17 protein-coding genes and 1 pseudogene are annotated in these 24,119 nt (G+C 67.7%); 11 read left to right on the top strand and 7 right to left on the bottom strand.

What is annotated here, in order from left to right; all coding sequences use genetic code 11:
- Window positions 1-80: 80 nt before the first annotated feature.
- Together AB0280_RS16820 and AB0280_RS16815 are read left to right on the top strand one after the other, a co-directional pair.
- Window positions 81-746 (top strand): DUF3841 domain-containing protein, encoded by a 666-nt coding sequence (locus AB0280_RS16820; RefSeq protein ID WP_224025347.1) that lies wholly within the window; start codon window positions 81-83, stop codon window positions 744-746.
- Between the two features lie 351 nt (window positions 747-1,097).
- Window positions 1,098-1,940, top strand: a complete 843-nt coding sequence (locus tag AB0280_RS16815) for an esterase/lipase family protein (protein ID WP_366367931.1) — start codon at window positions 1,098-1,100, stop codon at window positions 1,938-1,940.
- Between the two features lie 84 nt (window positions 1,941-2,024).
- On the opposite strand, the gene AB0280_RS16810 is transcribed toward AB0280_RS16815, so the two are convergent.
- A complete protein-coding gene (locus tag AB0280_RS16810; protein WP_366367929.1) occupies window positions 2,025-3,245 on the bottom strand; it encodes an MFS transporter in 1,221 nt (406 codons plus the stop codon).
- Window positions 3,246-3,464: 219 nt separating this feature from the next.
- On the opposite strand from AB0280_RS16810, the gene AB0280_RS16805 reads away from it, so the two are divergent.
- From AB0280_RS16805 to AB0280_RS16795, 3 genes are all read left to right on the top strand, one after another.
- Complete coding sequence (locus AB0280_RS16805; RefSeq protein WP_366367927.1) at window positions 3,465-4,730, top strand: S8 family serine peptidase; 1,266 nt, start codon at window positions 3,465-3,467, stop codon at window positions 4,728-4,730.
- Window positions 4,731-4,960: 230 nt separating this feature from the next.
- Window positions 4,961-5,806: a hypothetical protein gene (locus tag AB0280_RS16800; RefSeq protein ID WP_307488637.1), complete on the top strand. Its 846-nt coding sequence runs from the start codon at window positions 4,961-4,963 to the stop codon at window positions 5,804-5,806.
- Window positions 5,807-5,902: 96 nt separating this feature from the next.
- Complete coding sequence (locus AB0280_RS16795; protein WP_366367925.1) at window positions 5,903-7,162, top strand: S8 family serine peptidase; 1,260 nt, start codon at window positions 5,903-5,905, stop codon at window positions 7,160-7,162.
- A 27-nt stretch (window positions 7,163-7,189) separates the two neighbouring features.
- Here the strand turns inward: AB0280_RS16795 and AB0280_RS16790 are convergent, their stop codons facing one another.
- Window positions 7,190-9,418, bottom strand: a complete 2,229-nt coding sequence (locus AB0280_RS16790; protein WP_366367923.1) for a PKD domain-containing protein — start codon at window positions 9,416-9,418, stop codon at window positions 7,190-7,192.
- Window positions 9,419-9,773: 355 nt separating this feature from the next.
- A pseudogene (locus AB0280_RS16785) lies at window positions 9,774-11,363 on the bottom strand (alkaline phosphatase D family protein).
- A gap of 188 nt (window positions 11,364-11,551) precedes the next feature.
- Here AB0280_RS16785 and AB0280_RS16780 point away from each other — a divergent pair.
- Complete coding sequence (locus AB0280_RS16780) at window positions 11,552-12,334, top strand: SDR family oxidoreductase (RefSeq protein ID WP_366367922.1); 783 nt, start codon at window positions 11,552-11,554, stop codon at window positions 12,332-12,334.
- A 16-nt stretch (window positions 12,335-12,350) separates the two neighbouring features.
- Here the strand turns inward: AB0280_RS16780 and AB0280_RS16775 are convergent, their stop codons facing one another.
- Both AB0280_RS16775 and AB0280_RS16770 read right to left on the bottom strand, forming a co-directional pair.
- Window positions 12,351-14,336 (bottom strand): S8 family serine peptidase, encoded by a 1,986-nt coding sequence (locus AB0280_RS16775; protein ID WP_366367921.1) that lies wholly within the window; start codon window positions 14,334-14,336, stop codon window positions 12,351-12,353.
- A gap of 329 nt (window positions 14,337-14,665) precedes the next feature.
- A complete protein-coding gene (locus AB0280_RS16770; protein WP_366367919.1) occupies window positions 14,666-15,985 on the bottom strand; it encodes a GAF domain-containing protein in 1,320 nt (439 codons plus the stop codon).
- A gap of 142 nt (window positions 15,986-16,127) precedes the next feature.
- On the opposite strand from AB0280_RS16770, the gene AB0280_RS16765 reads away from it, so the two are divergent.
- Together AB0280_RS16765 and AB0280_RS16760 are read left to right on the top strand one after the other, a co-directional pair.
- The gene (locus AB0280_RS16765; RefSeq protein WP_366367918.1) at window positions 16,128-17,918 is read left to right on the top strand and encodes an NAD(P)/FAD-dependent oxidoreductase; all 1,791 of its coding nucleotides are present in this window, start codon (window positions 16,128-16,130) and stop codon (window positions 17,916-17,918) included.
- A gap of 24 nt (window positions 17,919-17,942) precedes the next feature.
- Window positions 17,943-18,998: a 2,3-butanediol dehydrogenase gene (locus tag AB0280_RS16760; protein WP_366367916.1), complete on the top strand. Its 1,056-nt coding sequence runs from the start codon at window positions 17,943-17,945 to the stop codon at window positions 18,996-18,998.
- An 81-nt stretch (window positions 18,999-19,079) separates the two neighbouring features.
- On the opposite strand, the gene AB0280_RS16755 is transcribed toward AB0280_RS16760, so the two are convergent.
- Window positions 19,080-19,487 carry a hypothetical protein gene (locus tag AB0280_RS16755; RefSeq protein ID WP_366367914.1) on the bottom strand — a complete coding sequence of 136 codons (408 nt, stop codon included), beginning with the start codon at window positions 19,485-19,487 and terminating at the stop codon, window positions 19,080-19,082.
- A 325-nt stretch (window positions 19,488-19,812) separates the two neighbouring features.
- A complete protein-coding gene (locus tag AB0280_RS16750; RefSeq protein ID WP_366367912.1) occupies window positions 19,813-20,115 on the bottom strand; it encodes a hypothetical protein in 303 nt (100 codons plus the stop codon).
- A gap of 46 nt (window positions 20,116-20,161) precedes the next feature.
- Here AB0280_RS16750 and AB0280_RS16745 point away from each other — a divergent pair, with 46 nt between their 5' ends.
- The 3 genes from AB0280_RS16745 to mgtA all read left to right on the top strand — a co-directional run bounded on the left by AB0280_RS16745 (window position 20,162) and on the right by mgtA (window position 24,026).
- Complete coding sequence (locus AB0280_RS16745) at window positions 20,162-20,542, top strand: hypothetical protein (protein WP_366367911.1); 381 nt, start codon at window positions 20,162-20,164, stop codon at window positions 20,540-20,542.
- A 45-nt stretch (window positions 20,543-20,587) separates the two neighbouring features.
- Complete coding sequence (locus AB0280_RS16740) at window positions 20,588-21,229, top strand: class I SAM-dependent methyltransferase (protein ID WP_366367909.1); 642 nt, start codon at window positions 20,588-20,590, stop codon at window positions 21,227-21,229.
- A 70-nt stretch (window positions 21,230-21,299) separates the two neighbouring features.
- Complete coding sequence (gene mgtA / locus AB0280_RS16735; protein WP_366367908.1) at window positions 21,300-24,026, top strand: magnesium-translocating P-type ATPase; 2,727 nt, start codon at window positions 21,300-21,302, stop codon at window positions 24,024-24,026.
- Window positions 24,027-24,119: the final 93 nt, after the last annotated feature.

Here is a 24,119-nt window from a genome sequence, read left to right as displayed (position 1 = left end):
GAAACGCGCAATCCGGATGATTGGCGCACAATCTGGCCTCGCGCCGTCGCAATGTCAGGGGCAGCTTTTACGCTCTGCCTGTGCCGAAATTTCCTGTTGCCCGTTCCCGCGCTGACCGTGCAGTGCCGGCCGGCCGGGTGGGCTATGACCTGACCGCCAGCCGTCTCCTGCTCCACACCTTCCAGACCGAGGATGCTTTCGAGGAGCTCCTTTCGACCGGGCAGCTCCTTCCGGACCCAGATCTGGCGGAGCCGCTGTTCGCCGACGCCTATGCCTGGATGTTCCGGGAGATGGACCGCCGCCTTCCCACCAGCGGCGACGGCGCCCTTTGGTTCTGGGCGCGCACTACCCGTGAATACCTGGTTGACAGCTGCAGGCGCAACCGGGGAGACGTCCTGCTCACGTGCCGGATTCCGCGGGAACGGATGCTGCTCTCGCACCACTGGGACTGGCATTGCGCCCTCAGCGGCATTCCGCACGTGCTGGAACTGCCCGGTGAAAGCGATGATGACTACGAGGCACGGCGGGACCGGATCTGGGACGAAGTCGAAGACCGGAAGGGCGCAGCCGGTGTGCTTGGAAAGGGATTCCGGGACTGGCCCGAGGACGTGCGCAGGGATCTCGAACGGAGCTGGGAGCAGTTCCTCGACCCGTCAACCTACGGCAGGTGGGACACCGTGCAGGCAACGGCGCATGCTCTGTACGCCGAGGACGTCGTCAGTGCCGTGCGGCTGGACCCGCGGTAGGAGCCCGTCCGGTGCGCGAGTTCCCAAGGCACGCCTGAGCGCGGGCCGCGGGAAACCGGCGTCGTCGGCGTCACTGGGCGAAACTGCACGTTCGTGCAAACGCCTGTGGTCGCTTGGCCCGCCGCTGGCATGCCCCCATTTAGCTACTCACCAGTAACAATACGCGTGCTGTGGGTCACAGTTGCCGCGGAGGCTGCTGCTGGTAAGCCCGGGTTTTGGCCGCACGTTCGTGCACTTCCGCTGCGCAGGAGCAGCACCACTGCCAGCATGGAAAACCTCGGCCGGACCTGATGGACACCCCCAAGACCATCAGCCCGGCTTCCCCATAGACAGATGAACAAAGAGGTTTCCATGTCCTTGCTTAGCCGAGCCCTGTCCGTTGCCGCCGCAGCCGTCCTGAACTCATCCCTGATGGCCGCCCCCGCCCAGGCCGTCGACATCTCCCCGCCCGGGGCCAACGACTGGTCCTGCAAACCTTCAGCCGAGCATCCTTACCCGGTGGTGTTGGTTCCCGGAACGTTCGAGAGCATGGAGAAGAACTGGTCCACGCTCTCGCCGGACCTCAAGAGCCGGGGCTACTGCGTCTTCGCCCTCAACTACGGTGCCACCAACGGCGTTTACGCCACGGCCCCGGTCAAGGATTCGGCGAATGAACTTGCCCCGTTCGTGGACGCTGTCCGCTCCGCTACCGGCGCCAAGCAGGTGGACCTGGTGGGCCACAGCCAGGGCGGCATGATGCCCCGCTATTACATGGGCTTCCTGGGTGGCGCCAAGTACGTCCACCAGCTTGTCGGCATCGCACCGTCCAATCACGGCACCGAAGGCGTGATCCTTCCGCCGCCGGATCTGGTGCCCACGCCCGACTACACCGCCGCCGGATGCGCCGCGTGCGCAGACCAGCAGGCCGGTTCGCCGTTCATGCAGGAGCTGAACTCGATCGGCGATACCGTCGCGGGCCCTGCCTACACGGTCATTTCCACCACCCATGATGAAGTGGTCATCCCGTACAACAGCCAGTTCCTGAGCGGCAGCGCCCGGCAGGTCACCAACATCACTATCCAGGACAAGTGCCCGGCCGACGTCATCGAACACGACCAGGCGCCCAATGATCCCGTGGTGCACCAGCTGGTGGCCAATGCCCTGGCCCAGGCGTCCGGCCCGGCGGATCCCGCCTACCAGCCCGCCTGCATTTAGGCGTAAAGACGTACGACGGCGGGAGGCCGGCTCTGAAAGCCGGCCTCCCGCCGTCGTGGTGTCTAAAGCCCCGGCCGCGTTTGCTTAGCCGGCGTGTTCCGGCGCCGGGTTCCGCGTGGAAATGACCTGGGGTACGGTCACGAGCGCCACGACGGCCAAGGCGCCGGCGGCGGCGAAAGCGTAGAAGCCCCACGGGTACGCGATGCCCGCGGCCACCAGTCCGCCGGTCACGGCCGGTCCGGCGATGGCACCTACGCGGCCCACACCCGCGGCGAAGCCGAGGGCAGTGGCGCGCAGTCGCGCCGGGAACAGCTGGCTGACCCAGGCGTACACGAGCACCTGGGAGCTGAAGACGAACACTCCCGTGACGAAGACCAGGGCGTTGAGCAGGATGGCGTTGTCAACCTTGACGCTGAGGAGGGCAAGGCAGACCGCGGACAGGCCAAACCAGAGCAGCACGATCCGCTTGGTTCCGTGCTTGTCCGCCAGGATGCCGGCGATGATCAGGCCGGCCACGGCGCCTAGGTTCAGCACCAGGAGCAGCGAGATGCCTGCGCTGACGGGATAGCCGGCGGACGCCATGAGCTGCGGCAGCCAGGTGTTCAGGCCGTACACCAGCAGGAGCCCCATGAACGAGGCCGCAGCGATGGCCAAGGCCACCAGTGGGTACGGCTTCTTCGCCAGGTCGCGGACACTGCCCTGCTCCTGCTTCTTGGCCTCCCGTTCTGCCGGCAGGGTCTCGGGGAGCTTGAACCAGAGGAGGGGCACCAAGGCCAGGCCCGCAATGCCGCCCACCACGAACATGGTGCGCCAGTCCGGGATGACCATCAGCGCCAGGAAGGCCGTGGCCACTGCGCCCGCGTGGTAGCCGGTCATGGTCCGGGTGGTCGACTTGCCCGCGGAGCCGGCGGGGGCGTAATCGTTCATGTAGGCCAGGGCAACCGGGAGGCAGGCGCCAAGCCCCAGGCCGGCCAGCAGCCGGAACGTGCTGAACACTGCCACGTTGGGCGCCCAAATCACCGCGATGGTGAAGATGGAGAACCACAGGACACAGGCAACCAGCAGCTTGCGGTGCCCGAACCGGTCCGACAGCGGGGCAATGAACAGTGCGCCGAGCCCGACGCCGACGAGGGAGATGGTGGCGGCCAGCGTGGCGCCGACCGCGTCGAAGCCAAGCTCGCCGGTTTTGATGAGTGTGGGAATGACGGTGCCGAGCACCACCAGGTCGAAGCCGTCCAGGACCATGGCCAGCCAGCAAAGCCAGACCGGCCAGCGTGACGCGCGGGTGGAAGGAGACGTAGTCATGTAATCCTCTTTGATCAGGGAAGCGGGAGCGGCACGCCGCGATGCGAGCCCGGTCACCAGGGGGAGTGATCCACGGCATGCTTTCTCATGGGAGGCTACCGCGAAGTTCATTAAACGTACAAATGTTCGATCAGCGAACATGCCGGGCGAAACTCCTCTTGCCAGAGTTGCTTGTGGCAAGGCCTGTTCAGGTGTGGCCTGTGGGGCGCAAGATAAGCCATGAAAAAGATGCTTACCGCAGGCCTGGCTGCGATGGTCCTGGTCCTCGGCGCAGTCACGGCGGCTGCCCCGGGGAACGCCGCCCCGCCGTCCTCGCCCGTACCGGGACAAATCCTGGTCAAATTCCGGGACAACAGCGCCGCTGCCGGGGTCCTGGGCCAGCACGGGCTCACCGACGGGCCGGCGATAGGCAGCACCGGCGCCCACCTCATCACAGTGCCGGCGGGCAGGGAACTGCAGCTCGTGGCGGCGCTGGGCCGCAGCTCCGCTGTTGAGTACGCCGAACCGGACGAACTGGTTACTGCCGCCACGGCAGACCCGTACTTCGACCGGCAGTACGCCCTGCAGAACACGGGCCAATCCTTCACGAACACCGACGGAACGGTAACCGTCGCCGCGGGCACCACGGACGCCGATGTGGACGCCGTCGAGGCGTGGAACGTCACTATGGGAACCGGCGTCCGGGTGGCCATCATCGATTCGGGGGTTGCCGTCAACCACGAGGACATCTCATCCAAAGTGGTGGACCGGGCAAACTTCAGCGACACCCAGATCCTCGCCCCGGAGGATTACGACCAGTACGGCCACGGCACCCACGTGGCCGGCATCGTGGCGGCCACGGCGGACAACTCCCTGGGCGTGGCAGGTGTGTGCCCGGGCTGTTCCATCCTGGACGCCAAGGTCCTCAACAGCAGCGGGTCCGGCTCTTCCTCGGGCATTGCCAAGGGCATCGACTGGGCTGTCGGCAAGGGTGCCAAGGTCATCAACATGAGCCTGGGCCAGCGGGTGTCGTCACGGACCCTCGAAGCTGCCGTGAACAACGCCTGGAACCAGGGAGTGGTGATCGTAGCCGCGGCCCGCAACGCCGGTACCCAGGCCCAGGTCTACCCGGGCGCCTATCTGAACGTCATAGCGGTAGCAGCAACCGATAACAATGACGCCAAGGCGTCCTTCTCCACGTACGGCAAGTGGGTGGACGTCGCTGCCCCGGGGGTCCGGGTCTACTCGACCCTCCCGACCTACACGTCCGTCCTTGGTACGCAGAACAAGCTTTCGCCCGGCTACGACATCCTCAGCGGCACGTCAATGGCCTCACCCATCGTCGCCGCCACTGCCGCGCTTGTGTGGAGCACCCCATCGGGCACGTCAAACGCATCCGTCCGCGCCAAGGTGGAATCCTCAGCTGATCCCATCACCGGCACGGGTTCCTACTGGGCGCACGGCCGGGTGAACGCCTGCAAAGCAGTGGGCGCCGCGGGTTGTTGAGCGTGGCAGGCGGGGGTGCGGTCCCGCCGTCGTCCTCCCGCCGTCCGGTCCTGATTCCCGAAGGAGGCAACGGGATGCAGCCAGCGCTCCCTCGATCCAGGCGCTTTCGGCGTGCAGCAGCAACGGGCGCCGCCCTGCTGGCGCTCTGTGCCACGGGCTGCACCGGCACACCGTCTCCACCGGGCAGCGCGTCACCGGCGCCGGATATCCATATCGCCGCTGTGGGCGATATGAACCCCCCTGCGAACACTGACCCGGACAGCCCATCCGGCCGGAACGGTGCGGCGATCACCAAGCTGGTCAGGACCAACGATATTGACGCGTTCCTGGGGCTCGGGGACTTCCAGTACAGCACCGGACGCTGCGAGGACTACGTGAACTTCTGGAAACCGCTGTGGGGCGGCACCCTGCCCAGGATGTACTGGGTGTCCGGCCCGAACCACGACTGGGAACCCGGCCGCAACGAAGACCTGGACAACTTCATGAACGGCCAATGCCCGGGGTCCCCGGACAAGGCGGCCATCAACGAGGAACGCGGGTTCATCGCGAACGGCCAGCCGTACTCCAGGGATTTCGGGAAATGGCACTTCGCGTTCCTGCCCTCCGCGCTGTGGCGGTACGACACCGCGGAGGCCAAGGCCGCGACCGGCTGGCTGGACAAGGATCTTGCTGCTGCGGAGGCGGCGGGCCAGCACCTGGCAGTCGTGTACCACGAGCCGTACTTCACGTCGGAGACGAGCGAGCACCGGCGGACTGCCGCCCAGAAGCCGTGGATTGATGTGATGTGGAAGCACCGCGTCCGGCTGACCCTGTCCGGTTCGCAGCACAATTACGAGCGGTCCTGCCCCGTCAACAAGGCAGACCAGTGCGTCGATGAGGGGATGACCGCGTTCCAGGTTTCGACGGGAGGCATAGACCTGCGTCCTTTCACCAGCAGTCCGCCGTACATCGCAAAGCGGTTCAGCGACACCCACGGGTTCCTGCGGCTGACGCTTCATGCCGACGGTTCATTCGACTGGAACTTCGTGGCAACCACGGGGTCAGGGGAGGATTCGGGCACCCGCTCCGCGCCGTGACCACGCCTGGTGATCCTGCCCGGGAAGCGCGGCGGAGACCATCTTTGGGGCTTTTACCCCTAGCCGGACCGCCCGGCCCGGGCAAAGATAGCCGGCATGAGAAAACTATTCGCCGCCGGTCTCATGGCAGCAGCCATGGTGCTTGGTCCTGTCCCGCTGGCCCTTCCCGCCACCGCCGCGCAGGGTGCGCCTGCCGCGCCGGGGCACATCATCGTCAAGTTCCGCGACGCCGGTGCTGCCGCCAACGTCCTCCAGCGGCACGGACTCGCTGGTGGGTCCAGCATCGGCGGCACGGGCGCCCAGCTGGTCAGCGTTGCCGCGGGCGGCGAAACGCAGCTCATCGACGCACTAAGCGGGGATCCCGCCGTCGAATACGCCGAACCGGACCAGCCGGTGGGTGCCGCCACCTCTGACCAATATTTCCCCCGCCAGTACGCCCTGCAGAATGACGGCCAGTCGTTCACCAACACCGCCGGCGACATCACGGTTCCTGCCGGCACCAAGGACGCTGATGTGGACGCCGTCGAGGCGTGGAACACCACTTCCGGCAACGGCACCAAAGTCGCCGTCCTGGATTCCGGCGTCGCCAGCGACAACCCGGACATTGCCCCCAAGGTGGTGGCCCGCGCCAACTTCAGCAGCTCAGCCACCAGGGCCGGCGACCCCGTCGCGGAGGACTACTACGGCCACGGCACCCATGTGGCCGGCAACGTCGCCGCCACCGGTAACAACACCATCGGGGTGGCCGGCGTCTGCCCGGGCTGCACCATCCTGGCCGGCAAGGTCCTCAACGACAGTGGCGTGGGGTCCAGCTCCAGTCTGGCAAGCGGCATCGACTGGGCGGTCAGCAACGGTGCCAGGGTGATCAACATGAGCCTGGGAGTGCGGGCCTCGCGCACCCTGGAAGCCGCCGTCAACAACGCCTGGAACAAGGGGGTGGTCCTGGTGGCTGCGGCGGGCAACGGCGGCAACCAGACCAAGATCTATCCGGGCGCCTACCCCAACGTCATCGCCGTCGGAGCCACCGACAACAACGACGCCAAAGCCTCGTTCTCCACTTACGGCGCCAGCTGGGTGGACATCGCCGCGCCCGGCGTGAACGTCTACTCCACGTTCCCCAACCACCCGTTCGTCCTGGCAACACAGAACAACCGTTCGCAGGGCTATGACGTGGGCAATGGCAGTTCGATGTCCTCAGCCATCGTGGCCGCTGCCGCCGCCCTCGCCTGGAGCGCACACCCTGGCGCGACGAACGCGTCCATCCGGGCAGACGTGGAATCCACTGCCGACGATGTTCCCGGTACCGGCACCTACTGGGCATACGGCAGGGTCAACGCGGCCGCCGCCGTGAAGTAGCCCGGTGAAGCAGCCCGCGGCCGGAGACTAGCCCGCGGGCTTCAGGGCGGCCTGCCAGGCGGCAACCGCACGCGCCCCGCCCAGGGTCCAGGTGGCCGTCCCGACTGAACCTGCCGTGCCCTGGACCTTGTCCGCGAGCTCGGCGATCTGGCCACCGGCGGCCTGCCAGCGCTGGGTCCAGCCGCTGGGTGCCGACGACACTATCGGGGATGCGCAGTCGCAGCCCACGCCGCCGATCAGCATGGCACCGTTGGTGGCGGTTGTGACGCTTGGGGCGGTGATGCTGGTGGCGGTGTACGTGGCGTCCACGGCCGTCGCGACCGGGCTGTCAAGCGGCGCGGTGTTGTTCACGCCCCGGTAGCCGGTGATGCCGCCGCCCCACTTCACGGCGGTGCCGAGGGTCCACGAGTAGCTGGCAGGATCCGAGGCGCCCACCACGTGGTAGTAGACGAAGACCTTGGCACCGGAGGTGGACGAGCTGTTGATGCCGAGGCCGTTGACCAGCGGAGTCCAGCCCGCCGGGACGGATGCCATGGCCGGGTTCAGGTCCGCCGTGATGGCGGCGACCAGGACGTCGCCGGGCGCAGTACCGGCGGGAGCGCTGATGGAGACGGCGGAGGCAGCTGTTCCGGCGTAGGTGGTCACTGAGCCGACGGCGGTGATGCCGGCGGACGCTGTGGCTGCACTGACGGTGACGGTGGTGCTCGCCGAGCTGGAACCGGCGCTGTTGGTGGCGGTGAGCTTCACGGCGTAGGTACCGGCTGCCGCGTAGCTGTGGGTGGGATTCTGCGCCGTGGACGTGCCGCCGTCGCCGAACTCCCAGGCCCAGGACGTGGGCGTGCCGGTGGACGTGTCGGTGAAGGCGACGTTCAGCGGCGCGTTCCCGGAGGCGGGAGAGGCCGAGAAGGACGCCACCGGCGCTGTTACGGCCGGCCCCAGCGGACGGTCCGAGTACCAGTAGCGTTTGGCCACGTCGTCGCTGGCCATGACCACGATGCCCGTGGAGCTGTCCACCCCCCGCTTGGTGGTGGTCACATTGTTCATGCTGGACGACGAGGCGCTCTGGATGACGGGAGTCCCGCGGCCGGTGCCGAAGACCGGGTTGTCCATGGACGCCGTCTTCTCGTAGATGCTGCCGGCAACCCCCGAGTACGCGCAGCCGCTGACCGAGGTGGGCGGGGCGGTCTGGAACGCATGGACCAGGTTGTTCTGGGTGTCCAGGACAATCTGCGGCCTGCTGACGCAGTCACCGGTGGTGGAAATGGTCGATTGTGTGAAGGATCCCGTGCCCGGTTTGAAGACGAGCAGCAAAAGCTGCGGAAGGGTGGGATCACTGGAGATGTCGTTCAGGCTGGTTTTCACCGCGGCGAAGACCCGGCCGCTGGTATCCGACTGCAGGGACTTGATGTTCAGGTGGTCATCGGCCTGCCCCTGGCCGCGGATGGCCGGCTGGAAGTTCCAGGACGACGACGCGGTGGGGGAGGTCCCGTCCGTGCGCGAGGCCCACCATACCGAGCCGGTGAGCTGGTCGCTCCACATCACGCCGATCTTGTTCTTGTTGTAGGACACCACGGCGGAGATGTCGTCCGGTGCCGGGTGCGGGTTGGAGACCGGGAGGACGAACGGCGCAGCCCAGCTGGAACCACCGGGCGCCGAGTTGTTGACGTAGACCGTGTTGGTGAATCCGCTGGTGCTGTTGCCGGCCACCTGCGTCCACGTGGCCCAGATGGCGCCGGTGCTGTCCTCATCGATGGTCATCGATTCGCTGCTGTTGTTGGTGATGACCGTGGGGAACCCGGCGTCCAGCGTGTACTTCCCGCCGGCGTAGCTGTACCGGTAAAGGTAGGCGGGCTGTCCGGCGGCAGAGGGCACCGGGTTGGCGTCGGTGGAGACCGTGACCACGTGCGAGGCGATATAGAGGTGGCTGCCGTCCCACATGGTGTCCGCCAGGGTGCTGCCGCGGGTGTCATTGACCACGCCCGTGTTCACCCAGGCGGCGGTGGGGCGGTCCAGCCGATAGATGCTCCACGCGCTGCCGCTGGTCCACATGTCCGCCCACCAGGAGCCGTCATTCCACCAGAGCTTGCTCTGCGGCTTGTCCGACGTCGGCGGATTGGCGACGCCTGAATAGGTGATGCTGGGGGTGCCGTAGACGGAGTCGGCGGATGCCGGGGGAGACGCGACGAGGGCCATTCCGGCGACCAGTGCCAGGACCACCGCGTGCCGTAACCACCTGGGGGAAACTGCGATCTTCATGGCCGGCTCCTGGGCGCTGATGCTTTAGGCAGATTCTCTTTTCCGCTGAGGTCGTATTCGCCGGCCCAGCCCGGCGCGGACCCCCTGGGGGAACACGAAGGTACCCCTAGGGGACTAAGAGTAGGCTCCATTAGGTACCCCTACAAGGACACTCGGTACCTGTTTTTGTTGCCTGGGGCTACGGGTTATTCACCTGCCGGACTCTGCCACCAGGTGACTGTTGGGCGACACCGCCGGCTCATCATCGACGCGTTTGCGTCACTCTTGGCTTCGAGAGGAGCAGGAAACCCCGCAAATGAAGGGTGCTGCACCAGCAAGAGGCCCATAAGTCACGCAAACGCGTCCCCGCGGAAGGTCAGGCGCGCGGCTGCAGCCCCGGGACGCCGTCGCGGATCTCGAAGGAGGCCTTCGTGGAAACTGGGGCGCCCGGCGTCGTGACATGGTCCAGCACCCTGAAGTCCGCGGTCATGGCGTCCCTGGTGATGCGCGTGTTCACGTAGCCGCGGTTGTCGTTGTAGAACTTCAGGTGCGGGTTCCAGGCCATGGTGGCGTCCGTGGTGGAGCCGGTGCCGTCGCCGGTGGACGTGATGGAGGTGCAGACGAGCTCCGAGCCCACCACCGGGGAGGCAGGATCCTTGTAGTCCACCTTGACGTCGTTGGCCCAGTTGCGGTGCACATCGCCAGTGAGCACGACGGCGTTCCGGACGTTTGCGTCCACCCAGCCCTGGGTGATGCGGCGGCGGGAGGCTGCGTACCCGTCCCAGCCGTCCATGGACACGTCGTCGATCTCCGGTGCCTTGTTGCGGTCCCGCTCGGCGAAGAAGACCTGCTGGCCCAGGATGTCCCACCGCTGCGTGGAATTCCTGAATCCGTCCAGCAGCCACTTCTCCTGCTCGGCGCCGGTGATGGTCCGGTCCTCCGCCAGCCGCTCCGCCACGTTCTTCTTCCAGCCGTCGCCGGCCAGCTGGTCGTCGCGGTACTGCCGGGTGTCCATCATGTGGAAGTTGGCCAGCTGGCCCCACTGGATCCTCCGGTAGATCTTCATGTCCGGGCCGGACGGGAGCGACGACGGGCGGAGCGGCATGTTTTCGTAGTAGGCCTGGAACGCGGCGGCGCGGCGCTGCCGGAAGTGCTCGGTGCTGTCGTTGAGCTGGCCGGCGTCGTTGTTTTCGGGCACGTCGTCCGCCCAGTTGTTGTCCACCTCGTGGTCATCCCAGACCACTGCCCAGGGTGCGATGGCGTGCGCGGCCTGCAGGTCGGCGTCGGCCTTGTACTGGGCGTGCCGCTGCCGGTAGGTCTCCAGCGTGACGGTCTCGGGGCCCTCGTGGTCCCGCGGGTTGCCGCCGCCGATCACGTAGCTGCCCTTCTTGTACTCGTAGAGGTAGTCGCCAAGGTGCAGCACCAGGTCAGGGTGGTCTTCCGCGAGGCGGCGGTAGGCGGTGAAGTAGCCGTGCTCGTACTGGGCGCAGCTGGCGAACGCCATCGCCAAGGAGGCGGGTGTCTCGTGCAGCGCGGGGCTGGTCAGGGTCCGGCCCACGGGACTCACGTGCCGGCCGGCGCGGAACCGGTAAAAGTACTCGCGGCCTGCCTTCAGGCCCCGCAGTTCCACGTGCACCGAGTGCGCGGCCTCAGGACGGGCCTGTTCCACGCCGCGGGCCACCACGTTCCGCATGCCCTGGTCCTCGGCCACCTCCTACAGCACCGCCACAGGCCGCGACGGCATGCCGCCCAGCCCGTCCTCCGCCACGGGGTTCAGCGCCAGGCGCGTCCAGAGCACGAAGCCATCCGGCCACGGCTCGCCGGAGGCAATGCCGAGCATGAAGGGATCGGTGCGGAGGCCGGCGTCGTCAGCGGTGGAAACGGCGACGGCGGCATTCGGCAGGGCGGCGACCAGGCCGGCTCCAAGGCCGGCGGAGATGAGGGTTCTGCGGGAGATGTTGTCCATGGCTCCCACGCTATTTCCAGCCGTTGTACAGGTTTTGAGGAGGATATGAATGTGCGGTTAACGGCGTGACAAGGCTTGTTAATCGTGCCTTGCGCCCGCGGTGGACGGGCCTTTGGACTCTGGATTCCGCAGGGCCTGCCGGGCAGAGTTGGGGCCGACCCGTCCGGCCAGGGAAAGAAGGCACCACCATGCCCCGCACGTCCGTTATCACCGGTGCCGCGTCCGGCATCGGCAAGGCAACCAAGGAACTGCTCGAGCAGCGGGGCGAACGCGTGATCGGAGTGGACCTCCATGATGCGGAGGTGGTGGCTGACCTCTCCACCGCGGAGGGCCGCGCCGGCCTGGTGGACGCGGTACGAAAAGTCGGCGGCGGCAGGATCGATGCCATCTATGCGAATGCAGGCCTTGATACGCCGGTTCCCGCCACCGTGGCCGTCAACTTCTTTGGAGCGGTTGCCACCCTTGAAGGGCTCCGGCCGCTGCTGGCTGGGTCGGAGGCACCCCGCGCCGTGGTGGTCTCCTCCATGGCGGCCCTCTTTGCAACGGACGATGAGCTGGTGGCGCTGCTCACCGCCGGGGACGAGCCCGGTTCCTTGGCCCGGGCCGGGGTCCTGGCCAAGGAACCAGCCACCACCGGCGGCCTCATTTACTGCTCCACGAAGCTGGCACTGTCGCGGTGGGTCCGCCGGCAGGCTTCCACTGCAGCTTGGGCGGGGGCCGGGATCCCGCTGAACGCCGTGGCGCCCGGTGTCATCGCCACCCCCATGACCGCCGAGCTGATCGATACCGAAGAGGAGCGTGAGGCGCTGCTGACACAGGTCCCGATGCCGCTGAACGGCATCGCGGACGCCATCGTGGTGGCCCGCCTGCTGGCCTGGCTCAACAGCGCCGAGAACACGCACCTGTGCGGTCAGATTGTCTACGTTGACGGCGGCAGCGACGCTGTCCTTCGCGGGGACTCCGTCTGGTGACGGATGGGGCCGGCCCCTAGCTGATGGCGGTCATCACGTTCCAGCCCGGGCCCACGTTGATGCGCCAGCCGAAGAGGCCGTTGCCCTGGCCGGGGTAGGTCCAGAGGGTGCCGTCGGTGTCGCGGGCGACGAGGTCGGGTTTGCCGTCCCCGGTGAGGTCGCCTGCCGCGCTGATGGCGGTCATGACGTTCCAGCCGGGGCCTACGTTGATGCGCCATCCGAAGAGGCCGTTGCCGAGGCCGGGGTAGGTCCAGAGGGTGCCGTCGGTGTCGCGGGCGACGAGGTCGGGTTTGCCGTCCCCGGTGAGGTCGCCTGCTGCGCTGATGGCGGTCATGACGTTCCAGCCGTCGCCGACCTTGATCCTCCATCCGAAGAGGCCGTTGCCGAGGCCGGGGTAGGTCCAGAGGGTCCCGTTGGTGTCTCGGGCAACCAGGTCCGGTTTGCCATCTCCGGTGAGGTCGCCTGCTGCGCTGATGGCGGTCATGACGTTCCAGCCGTCGCCGACCTTGATCCGCCACCCGAACAGGCCGTTGCCGAGCCCCGGGTAGGTCCAGAGAGTCCCGTTGGTGTCGCGGGCAATGAGGTCAGGCTGCCCGTCTCCCGTGAGGTCGCCTGCTGCGCTGACCGCCGTCATGACGTTCCAGCCGTCGCCCACCTTGATGCGCCAGCCGAAGAGGCCGTTGCCCTGGCCCGGGTAAGTCCACAGGCTCCCGTTGCCGTCCTGTGCCAGGAGGTCTGCCTTGCCGTCACTGGTGAAGTCCCTCGCCACCGGAGCCGCGGCCGGGCCGGTAAAGAGCAGGCGGTTGGGGGTGCCTGTTGACACGTTGGTGACAGTGCCCTGGGTGGCGGCGGACGTAAGTTCCGCTGCCACCGCAGCCGGCGTCTGCTGCGGGTTCCGCGACAGGGAAAGCGCCGCAGCACCGGCAACGTGCGGAGACGCCATGGACGTGCCGCTCAAGGTCGCTACCGAGGTGGTGGAGGTGTCCCAGTCGGACTGGATGCCCACGCCCGGCGCGTACAGGTCAACGCAGCTCCCGTAGTTCGAGAAGCCTGCCTGCCGGTCCGAGGAATCGGTGGCGGCGACGGTCAGGGCCTCGGCCACCCGTGCCGGGGAGGTGGTGCAAGCGTCCACCGCGGCGTTTCCGGCAGCCACCACGGCTGTGACGCCGTCATTGATGATTCCCCTGATGGCGTCATCCAGCGTGGTGCTGGTGGGGCCGCCAATGCTGAGGTTGGCCACCGCGGGCGTGCCGGCGGCATGCTGGGACGCGATCCAGTCGAGCCCCGCGATGACGTCCGAGTCATACCCGGACCCGTCGCAGCCGAGTACCCGTACCGGAACCACGCTGGCTGATTTGGCCACCCCGAAGGTCTTTCCGGCGATGATGCCGGCGACATGCGTGCCGTGGCCGTTGCAGTCGCTGCTGCCCTTGCCGTCGGCGATGGCCGTCCAGCCTGCGGCCACCCGGCCGCCAAAGTCCGTGTTTTCCGCCAGGACTCCGGTGTCGATGACGTAGGCGCTGACGCCCGCGCCACTGGCAGTGGGCGTGAAGGTGTTCGAGAGCGGGAGCGCCCGCTGGTCGATCCTGTCCAGGCCCCAGGGCGGTGACTGCTGGGTGTCGGAAACCGAAACGGGCGAATCCGGCTCAATCAGGGAGATCCGGGGTGAATGTGCCAGGGCAGCCGCCTGCGCTTTGGTGGCGGTGATGGCCGCTCCCCGGACCGCTGCGGAGAACGTCCTGCCGACGCGGACCCCCTGGGACCGAAGGGACTGCGCCTCCGTTGCCACGTCCGAGCCCTTGGTGAAACTGACCAGGTAGCGGCCCTCGTCACCGGCCAAGGGGCCGGCCGCCTGCGTGCCACCGCTGACTGCGGGGGAGGGCAGGGGAGCGACGGTCGCCGCAGGGGTGAATGCCGTGGCCGGGGAAGCCGCCAGCATGACGGCAGCCGTGGCTGCCAGCACCGCGCCGGCGGAGCCCCTGAATCGCTTGGAAAATGACATGGGTGGCCTCCTAGTGACCGATCCATCCTGCGGTGAATAAACCTCGAGCGGTTCCGCAGGCCGTTCCGGGCACTGCAAAGGAGGCAGGTGTTGCCCACCGGCAGCGGGTACAACCGCCGGCAGTAAATTCGGTAGCCCCAAACATCCCTTGTGCTCCCCAGCTTTCGGCGGAAACGGAAACCATTCCCTGGTCCGCACTGCCCGTCCTGTCCAGGAGCCCCGGCTGAGCCCGGGGTCGGTTCTCCAGCGCAGGCATAGCGCCGGACGGTGTGGCCCCGGCCATTTTACAACTCCCCGGTTACGGAAGCGGCGGCCCCACCTTGGCGCGCTCAACCAGCGGGGCAGGACGCCCGGAAGGCCAGGTACCGCGGATCGCCGCGGCCCACCAACCGGCCCAGTGCCTCGACCGCGAGCGGGTCAACAGCTCCCATGTCCGTGGAAAGCCACTGAACCAGCAGCGAAGCGTCCCCGCCGGCCCGCACGGCCGATCCCACGGCCAGGTCCAGCTGGTCCCGCAGCAGCTGCACGGCAAGGGCAACCGACCGGCGCAGCAGGGGTGCCCGGTACGCTTCCAGCGCGTCCGCCACATGCCCGTCGCGCAGCAACCGCAGGACCCTCCCGGAATCGGAATGTCCCGCAAGGCCAGGGGCCAGGCGGTAGGGGTTGGACTCCACGGCACCGCCCAGCATGGACCGCACCCGGAACATCTCGGTCCGGATGGCTTGCGGGGTTCCGGCATCCCCATGAAGCTCGTAGGCCAACTCCTCCGCGGACCAGCCCTGCGACCGCGAATCCAGCAGCGCCAGGATTTCCGCCCGGCGCAGGGTCAGCGGCCTGCGGCTCCCGTCAGCGAACACCGCCGCGGGCTTGTCGCCGAGCAGTTCCAGCGACTCCACCGCCACGGACCGGGCTGCAGTAGGCGCAGGCCGCCGCGACGCACGCCCGGAAGACGCACCCACGGCAGACGCACCCACGGAAGAGGAGGCACCCGGGGAGGTGCCGCCGTCGGACGTTCCCAGCAAGGCCTCCGCCACCCGGACGGCGCACCGCACCATCCGCAGCGTGTCCGCGCTGATGGTGTCCAGCGGTCCCGAGACATCCAGCACGCCCAGCACCCGCCCCGTGGCCGGGTCCGTAATGGGCGCCGCCGTGCAGGCCCACTCGTGGTGCGTGCGCACCAGGTGCTCGGCGGAGAACAGCTGCACGGCGCCACCGGTGACCAGGGCCTCGCTGATGGCGTTGGTGCCGATGCCCGCCTCGGACCAGTCCGCGCCTTCGGAGAACTCCAGCGTGTCGGCCCGCCGGAGCACGGCCGGGCTGCCCACCCGCCACAGGATCTCGCCGCTGGCATCGGTGAGGACCAGCAGGTGGCGGCCGGACCGGGAATCATCGGCCAGGAGGTCGTGGAGCGCCGGCATCACCTGCTGCAGCCGGTGTTCCCGCCGCAGTTCCAGGACCTCGGACACCTCGTGCAGGTGCCGCGGGCTGTGCTGGTCCGGGCTGATGCCCAGGGCCATGGAGCGCCGCCACGACTCCGCCAGCGGCGTGGGGATCTCGGGCCGCGGGACACCGGCGATGACCAGCTCGTGCGCGCGCCGCAGCGTCCGTGCGTACCGCGCCGGGTCCGAAAACCTCTGGCCGTAGTCCACCGTTTCCTCCTCGCAGCCGGCTCCCTTGCCGGATCCGTGTAACGCCGCTGTTACCCCCGCCGCGTTCAACTGGTGATGCAGCTCACGCCCGCCCCAGCATATCGGGCAGGCGGAGCCCATGAAACAGCACAAAGGAGTGGAGATGACCCAAACACCCACGGCTGCCGCCCAGGCCTGGCTTGCCGGTCTGGATGAGGCGCTGCAGCGGCGCGACGTGGACGCCGCGCTGGAGCTCTTCGAGGACGACTGCTACTGGCGGGACTTCGTGGCGTTCACCTGGAACCTCAAGACGCTGGAAGGAAAGGCGGACATCCGCCGCATGCTGGAGGCCACCCTGGATCGCGTGCAGCCGGCCAACTGGGCGCTTGCCGAGGATGCCACCGGGGACACGGAGAACACGGAAGCCTGGATCACGTTCGAGACCGGCGCGGCCCGCGGCTACGGCCACCTCCGGCTCCGGGACGGCAAATGCTGGACGCTGCTGACCACCATGCAGGAGCTCAAGGGCTTCGAGGAAAAGAAGGGTCCGCGGCGCGAGCAGGGCGTGGCCCACGAGATCGTCCGCGGCCGCCGGTCCTGGAAAGAGCTCAAAGAGGAGCAGGAAGCGCGGCTCGGCTACGAGGAGCAGCCCTACTGCGTCATCATCGGCGGCGGCCAGGGCGGGATTGGCCTCGCCGCCCGGCTCAAGCGGCTGGGCGTGCCCACCATCATCGTCGAGAAGAACCAGAACCCCGGCGACTCCTGGCGCAACCGCTACAAGTCCCTGCACCTGCACGACCCCGTCTGGTACGACCACCTGCCCTACCTGAAGTTCCCGGACGACTGGCCCGTCTTCGCCGCCAAGGACAAGATCGGTGACTGGCTGGAGCACTACACCCGCATCATGGAGTTGAACTACTGGTCCGGCACCGAGTGCGTGGGGGCAGCGTACGACGACGGCACGCAGGAATGGGCGGTCAACGTCCTTCGCAACGGCGAACCGGTGACGCTCCGGCCGAAGCAGCTCATCTTCGCCCTGGGCGTCTCCGGCTACCCGAACATCCCGGTCTTCGACGGCGCCGGGTCCTTCCTGGGCGAGCAGCGCCACTCCTCCCAGCACCCGGGCGGCGGGGACTGGACGGGCAAGAAAGCCGTGGTGATCGGCTCCAACAACTCGGCGCACGATATCTGCGCGGACCTCTGGGAGCACGGCGCCGACGTCACCATGGTGCAGCGGTCCTCCACCCACATTGCCCGCAGCGAGTCCCTGATGGACCTGGCGCTGGGTGACCTGTACTCGGAGCGGGCGCTCGCGGCCGGCGTGACCACGGAAAAGGCCGATTTGCTGTTCGCCTCCCTGCCCATGCGCGTCCTGCCCGGGGCCCAGGTGCCGGTGTACCAGGAGATGGCATCCCGGGATGCCGGGTTCTACTCCCAGCTGGAGGCCGCCGGGTTCGACCTGGACTTTGGTGTGGACGGCTCCGGCCTGTTCGTGAAGTACCTGCGGCGCGGCTCCGGCTACTACATCGACGTCGGCGCCTCCCAGCTGATCATCGACGGCCGGGTGAAGCTGAAGAACGGGCAGGTCACCAAGATCACCGGCAATGCGGTGGTGATGGACGACGGCACCGAGCTGGAAGCGGACCTGATTGTCTATGCCACCGGGTACGGGTCCATGAACGGGTGGCTGGCGGACCTGGTCTCGCCCGAAATCGCGGACCGGGTGGGCAAATGCTGGGGATATGGCTCAGACACGCCTAAAGACCCTGGTCCGTGGGAGGGGGAGCTGCGCAATATGTGGAAGCCCACCAACGTGCCCAACCTCTGGATCCATGGCGGCAACCTGCACCAGAGCCGGCACTACTCCGCCTACCTGGCGCTGCAGCTGAAGGCCCGGATGGAAGGACTCGACACACCGGTCTACGAACTGCAGCCCAGCCACCACACCCGCTAGCCGCGTTTACAGCATGGAGGAATCATGAAGGCAGCACGTTTCCACGCCCGCAAGGACATCAGGATCGAGGACATCCCGGAGCCGGAACTCCGCGCGGGGGCGGTGAAGATCGACGTCGCGTGGTGCGGCATCTGCGGCACCGACCTGCACGAGTTCCTGGAGGGGCCAATCTTCTGTCCCGCGCCCGGGCATCCACACCCGCTGTCCCACGAGGAATCCCCGGTGACCCTGGGGCACGAATTCTCCGGGGCTGTGGCTGAAGTCGGCGAAGGCGTGGAGGGGCTGGAAGTGGGTGACAACGTCGTCGTCGAACCCTACTTCGTGGATGGGACCTGCGACATGTGCCTGGCGGGCAGCTACCACCTGTGCAGGCAGATGGGGTTCATCGGGCTGTCCGGCGGCGGGGGAGGGCTGAGCGAGAAGATCGTGGTGGACCAGCGCTGGGTGCATCCCATCGGCAACATCCCGCTGGATGAGGCGGCGCTGATCGAGCCGCTGTCCGTGGCGCACCACGCGGTGGCGCGCAGCGGCGTCAAGGCCGGCGACACCGCGCTGGTGGGCGGGTCCGGGCCGATCGGCCTGCTCACCGCGGCGGTCCTCAAAGGCATGGGCGTGACCACGATCATCAGTGAGCTCACCCAGGCCCGCAAGGAGAAGGCCACTTCCAGCGGGGTGGCGGACCACGTCCTTGACCCAAGCAAGGAGGACGTCCCGGCGCGGGTTCGCGAGCTCACCGAGGGCGCCGGGGCGGACGTCGCCTTCGAATGCGCGGGGGTGAACGCAGTGCTGGACACCATGCTCGACGCCGTCCGGCCCGGGGCCGTGGTGGTCAACGTGTCCATCTGGGGCGCGCCGGCCACCGTGGACATGCAGAAGATCGTGCTCAAGGAAATCGACCTGCGCGGCACCATCGCCTACGTCCGCGACCACCCCGCCGTGATCAGGATGGTGCAGGAGGGGAAGGTGGACCTCAAGCCGTTCATCACGGGCAGGATCGCGCTGGAGGACCTGGTGGAGCAGGGCTTCGATACCCTCATCAACCACAAGGACACGGCCGTAAAGGTGCTGGTGCATCCGTAAAGCCGGCGAGGCTGCGGGTGGGGCGTCGTCCCGCCCGCAGCCTTCCTGCTGCCGCAGCCGGCCGGCCCCCGTGCTTCCGCGTCAGGGGTCGGGAAGCTCCGCCGGATCGCAGGTGGCTGAATCCACCGGCGCCCCGATGTACAGGTAGGCCGGGCTTTTCGACTCGATACTGACGATTGCTCCGGCCGCATTCGCGCTGCGCGCCACCGTCCAGCCGCCCGGTGTTGGGTCTGTCCCTCCAAACGCAGGAAAGCCGTATTTTGCCAGGACGGGGTCGCCGGCGGAGAAAATATCCGCGAACCGGTGTGAGGGCTCCACTACGTCGGCGCTGCTGACCATCGTCCTGGTTGCGAAGAAGCACCTGCCGTCGGCCAGCTTGTTCACGCTGGCCGGCAGATGCACGGTCCAGCTGATGCCGGGGAGCTGTTGTTCCAGGGCGGCGATCAGCTCCGCACGCAGTCCGTCGTATCTGGCGAAACTTTGCGCCACAGGGGCTGGTGATTCTGTGACCGGCGGTTCACTGCTCTTTTCGGGCACAGGATGTTTGGGACCGGCACACGCCGCCGAAACCAGCGACCCCAGAACCACCACAAGTGCCAGCCGGTACTGCCGTGGTGTTGCCCTGCACGCCATCTTTCCCCCAAGTCACCTCCAGGCCCAAGCAGGCCCTACTGCATGCTTCCACACGTGGGCGGGAACCTGTGATGGGGAGACCTGCCCAAGACGCCAAAGGCCGGGCTCGGACTTTAGTCCCTGTTGTGGAGTAACCCCCAGGCGTACCTTGAGGGTGGGTTCCACAGCCCGGAACCCGCATTCAAGGGGGCATCATGACCAGGCCCAGGCTTTCGGCACTCAGCGTTCTCGGGCTCAGCGGCCTGATGGTCCTCACCGCCTGCTTCGGGCCGCCGGCGCCGGGCCCCACCACCAGTTCCGCGGCCCCCGGCCCCACGGCGAGCAGCGCCGGCCCCAGCACGACGGCGACCCCCACCATGACGGCGACCCCGACCATGACGGCGACCCCGACGACGCCGGGCAGCACCTCAGCCGCGCCCACCACCCCAGGTGCCGCGCCGCCGTCGTCCGCCCCGGCAAGCCCGCCGCCCACGCAGGAACCCACCCCAACGGGTCTGCCTGAACAAACCGGCCCGTTAACCATCTACTACGTGGCGGTAGGCGACAACGGCGTCTCGGGGCCCAGGATCGGGTGTGGTGACAGCCTGGTGGCCACCACCACGGCACCCGTCCGCTTCACGGACCAGGTGGGCCCCAGCGTGGGGACCCTGCTGGCCAATAAGAGCCGGGACGTGGGCCTGTCCGGCCTGGTCAACGTCCTGTACCAGTCGAACCTGACCTACCTTGGCGGCGAGCTGAACGGCAGCACCATCACCATCTGGCTCTCCGGGCAGTTCATGCTGGGCGGCGTCTGCGACATCCCGCGGGCCAAGGCGCAGCTTGAGTACACGGCCATGGCCGCCTCCGGGGCCACGAGCGCGCAGGTGTTCGTCAACGGCCGGCCAATAGACGAAGTGCTGAGCCTTAAGTAGTTGTGAAGGGTGGCTTGCAGAGAGCATCCCCGAGGAGGCAACCGCATGGACCGCCTGCAACACCCGCTTTTCGCCCGGGCCTTCGCACGCGCCGTCGCCGGCATGGACCGCCGCGGGGCCGCAGAGCACCGCCGCCGCATCGTGGCCGGGCTGCAGGGATCTGTGGTCGAAATCGGCGCAGGGGCGGGATCGTCTTTTCCGCTGTACCCGCCTGCCGTCACCCATGTCCTCGCCCTGGAGCCCGATGACTATCTCAGAAGCGTGGCGGAGAAAGCAGCAGCATCGGCCAGTGTGCCGGTCACCGTTGTGGCCGGCGCCGCGGAGCACATTCCCGCCCCTTCCGGAAGCGTGGACGCCGTGGTGGCAAGTTTGGTCCTCTGCAGCGTCTGGGACCAGGCCACCGCCCTCGCGGAGATCCGCCGCGTGCTCAAGCCCGGCGGAACCCTGGCCTACTACGAGCACGTCCGGTCCGCCCATGCGGTCCTGGCCAGGGCCGAAGACGTGCTGACCCCGGTCTGGGGACGGTTCATGGGCGGCTGCCATCTCAACCGGGACACCCTTGCCGCCGTCACCGCGGCGGGATTCACAGTCCAGGACAACCAACGCTTCGATTTTGCCGTTGCGCGGTTCAACCCGCCCATGGCCCACATCCTGGGAACCGCCATCAGCCCCGGGGCGCCTGATTGAACCGGCCCCGCCGTCGTACCCTTGCCTTAGGTTAAAACCACGAAGCCCACGCGTTCCGAACGGATCCGGCATGACAGACGTGAACGTCCAGGAGCGCAGCTCCCTCCAGCTGGCCATCACCGACGCCGCGAGCCTGACGGCGGAGCAGACGCTGGCGCGCCTGGGTTCCGGACCGGGCGGCCTCACCGGGGAAGAGGCGGCCGCCCGCCTCCAGCAGCTGGGCCCCAACGCGGTCCGAACGCACCGCGCCAACGCCTGGGCTGTACTGGGGCGGCAGTTTGCCAGCCCCATCCTCATTCTCCTGATCGTCACCGCCGGGTTGTCCCTCTTCCTTGGCGACGCCACCAACTCCATCGTCATCGGTGTGATCCTGCTGGCCAGCGTAGGCCTCGGCTTCACCAACGAGTACCGTGCGGAGCGGGCATCCGAAGCCCTGCACGACCGCGTAACGCACAGGGCCGTGGTGCTCCGCGACGGAACCACCGGTGAAGTGGACGTGACCGCCCTGGTGCCGGGCGACGTCGTCCATCTCTCCCTGGGTGCCATCATCCCGGCGGACATCCGGCTCCTGACCACCAACAATCTTCTCTGCGATGAAAGCATCCTCACCGGGGAGTCCCAGCCTGCGGCCAAGGAAGTTGCTCCCGTTTCCGCCGGTTCAGCATTGGGCGACCTCGCCTCCTGCGTGTTCATGGGGACGGTGGTCCAGTCCGGCGGCTGCACCGGGGTGGTGGTGGCCACCGGCGGCCGGGCCGAATTCGGGCGCATCGCACTCGGGCTGGGCGAGAGGCAGCCGCAGACCGAGTTCCAGCTGGGACTCAAGCGGTTCTCCTTCCTGCTGCTGCAGGTAGCCATGGTGCTCACCTCGCTGATCTTCGTGGCCAACCTGCTGCTGCAACGTCCGCTCATTGAATCCCTGCTGTTCTCGCTGGCAATTGCCGTCGGCATCACCCCTCAGTTGCTCCCGGCCGTGGTCAGCACATCCTTGGCCACCGGCACCCGGCAGCTGGCCAAGCGCAAGGTGCTGGTCAAACGCCTGGTATGCATCGAGGACCTGGGGGACATGGACATCCTGGTCACGGACAAGACCGGCACCCTGACGGAGGGCAGGATCAGCTTCACCGGTGCGCTGCCAGCCTCCCCGGAGACGTCCGACGACGGCCTGCTCACCTTGGGCCTGCTGGCCACCGAGACCGATTACGCGGAGGCCAAGAATTCCCCGGCCGGGCAGAACCCGCTGGACGCCGCCCTCTGGGACAGCCCCGGGGCGTCCGGTTTCGATCCGGGGCGCTTCGAGCGGGTGGACCTGATCGGCTTTGACCACCAGCGCCGCCGCACCACCGTGCTGGTCCGGGAGCACGCCGGCCCTGCGAAGCTGGTCACCAAGGGCGCCCCGGAGGACATCCTGGCCCTCTGCGGACCCACCCCGGCCGCCGTGCAGGCACTGCTGGACCAACAGTTCGACGCCGGCTCCCGGGTGGTTGCCGTGGCCACCCGCCCGGCCGCGGGGTTGGACAGGCTGGCGCCGGCGGACGAGCGGAACCTCACCCTGGCCGGTTTCCTCGTCTTCCTGGACCGGCCCAAAGCCAACGCCCGGCAGTCCCTGGACCGCCTGGAGGCACTGGGGATCTCGGTGAAGATCGCCACCGGGGACAACGCCAAAGTGGCGGAGAAGGTCTGCGCGGACCTGGACGTGATTTCCGGCGGCACGCTCACCGGCTCCCAGGTTGAGGCGATGTCCGAGACCGACCTCGCCGCCGCCGTGCGGACGGCCACGATCTTCGCGCGCGTTTCGCCCGAACAAAAGGCGCGCATCATCGGCCTGCTGCGCCTCAGCGGCGGCTCCGTGGGCTTCATGGGCGACGGCGTCAACGACGCCCTGGCACTTCACAAGGCGGACATCGGCATTTCCGTGGACACCGCAACGGACGTCGCCAAAGACGCGGCCGACGTCGTGCTGCTGGACAAGGACCTGGGCGTGCTGGCGGACGGCGTGATGGAGGGCCGGCGGATCTTCGCCAACACCATCAAGTACGTGCTGATGGGCACGTCCAGCAATTTCGGCAACATGTTCAGCGCGGCGGTGGCCTCCGTGGTGCTGAGTTTCCTGCCCATGCTGCCGGGCCAGATCCTGCTGAACAACCTGCTGTACGACTCCGGGCAGTTGGCCATTCCGGGGGACCGGGTGGACAAGGAACAGCTGCGGGCGCCGTCGCACTGGGACATCGCGTTCATCCGGCGGTTCATGCTGCTGTTCGGGCCGATCAGTTCGCTGTTCGACTTCGCGACGTTCGGGCTGATGCTGTTCGTGTTCGCTGCAGCGCCGGGGGAGTTCCGGGCCGGCTGGTTCATCGAATCCATCGCAACCCAGACGCTGATCATCTTCGCCATCCGCACCCGGCGGGTCCCCTTTCTGCGGAGCCGGCCCTCAGCGGGCCTCATCGCCGCCTCGCTGGGAGTTGTGGCCCTCGGCATCTTCCTGCCGCTGTCACCTGCGGCCGCAGTTCTGGGCTTCGACCCCTTGCCGGTGCCGTTCTTCCTGGCCCTGCTGGGCATGGTGGTGGTGTATCTGGTGCTGGTGGAGGCTGCCAAACAATGGTTCTTCGCGCGCGACGCCCAGCAGCTGCCCGCCCTGCCGCCGCCCGTCCGGCGCCGGAAGGATACGCACCACATCTCCCGGCGGGCCTTCCGGTTCAGCATCCCCGTCAAGGTGCCCCCTGTCCCGGTCCCTGCGTCGCGCAGAAACCTGTTGAAGGGCCGAAGGGCACAGCGGGGGACGACTGTCCGTAACCTTTAGGGCGCGCGGTGCCGAGGGTTGTTAGCATGGTGAAAAGAGACGCTGGGGGCTTTCCAAAAACGGATCCGGGGTGATGCAGCCCGCCGTGGATGC

This window comes from Pseudarthrobacter sp. 902506025, from assembly GCF_040702325.1.
Taxonomy (GTDB): domain Bacteria; phylum Actinomycetota; class Actinomycetes; order Actinomycetales; family Micrococcaceae; genus Arthrobacter.
The sequence above is the reverse complement of the archived record's forward strand: the minus strand, read 5'-3'. Positions and strand labels throughout refer to the sequence as shown.

Excerpts from the sequence above, each read along its gene's own strand:
- AB0280_RS16805 (WP_366367927.1), top strand. The coding sequence starts at position 3,465 with ATGAAAAAGATGCTTACCGCAGGCCTGGCTGCGATGGTCCTGGTCCTC.
- AB0280_RS16760 (WP_366367916.1), top strand. The coding sequence starts at position 17,943 with ATGAAGGCAGCACGTTTCCACGCCCGCAAGGACATCAGGATCGAGGAC.
- AB0280_RS16775 (WP_366367921.1), bottom strand. The coding sequence starts at position 14,336 with ATGTCATTTTCCAAGCGATTCAGGGGCTCCGCCGGCGCGGTGCTGGCA.
- AB0280_RS16800 (WP_307488637.1), top strand. The coding sequence starts at position 4,961 with ATGAACCCCCCTGCGAACACTGACCCGGACAGCCCATCCGGCCGGAAC.
- AB0280_RS16795 (WP_366367925.1), top strand. The coding sequence starts at position 5,903 with ATGAGAAAACTATTCGCCGCCGGTCTCATGGCAGCAGCCATGGTGCTT.
- AB0280_RS16810 (WP_366367929.1), bottom strand. The coding sequence starts at position 3,245 with ATGACTACGTCTCCTTCCACCCGCGCGTCACGCTGGCCGGTCTGGCTT.
- AB0280_RS16765 (WP_366367918.1), top strand. The coding sequence starts at position 16,128 with ATGACCCAAACACCCACGGCTGCCGCCCAGGCCTGGCTTGCCGGTCTG.
- AB0280_RS16740 (WP_366367909.1), top strand. The coding sequence starts at position 20,588 with ATGGACCGCCTGCAACACCCGCTTTTCGCCCGGGCCTTCGCACGCGCC.
- AB0280_RS16790 (WP_366367923.1), bottom strand. The coding sequence starts at position 9,418 with ATGAAGATCGCAGTTTCCCCCAGGTGGTTACGGCACGCGGTGGTCCTG.
- mgtA (WP_366367908.1), top strand. The coding sequence starts at position 21,300 with ATGACAGACGTGAACGTCCAGGAGCGCAGCTCCCTCCAGCTGGCCATC.
- AB0280_RS16780 (WP_366367922.1), top strand. The coding sequence starts at position 11,552 with ATGCCCCGCACGTCCGTTATCACCGGTGCCGCGTCCGGCATCGGCAAG.
- AB0280_RS16815 (WP_366367931.1), top strand. The coding sequence starts at position 1,098 with ATGTCCTTGCTTAGCCGAGCCCTGTCCGTTGCCGCCGCAGCCGTCCTG.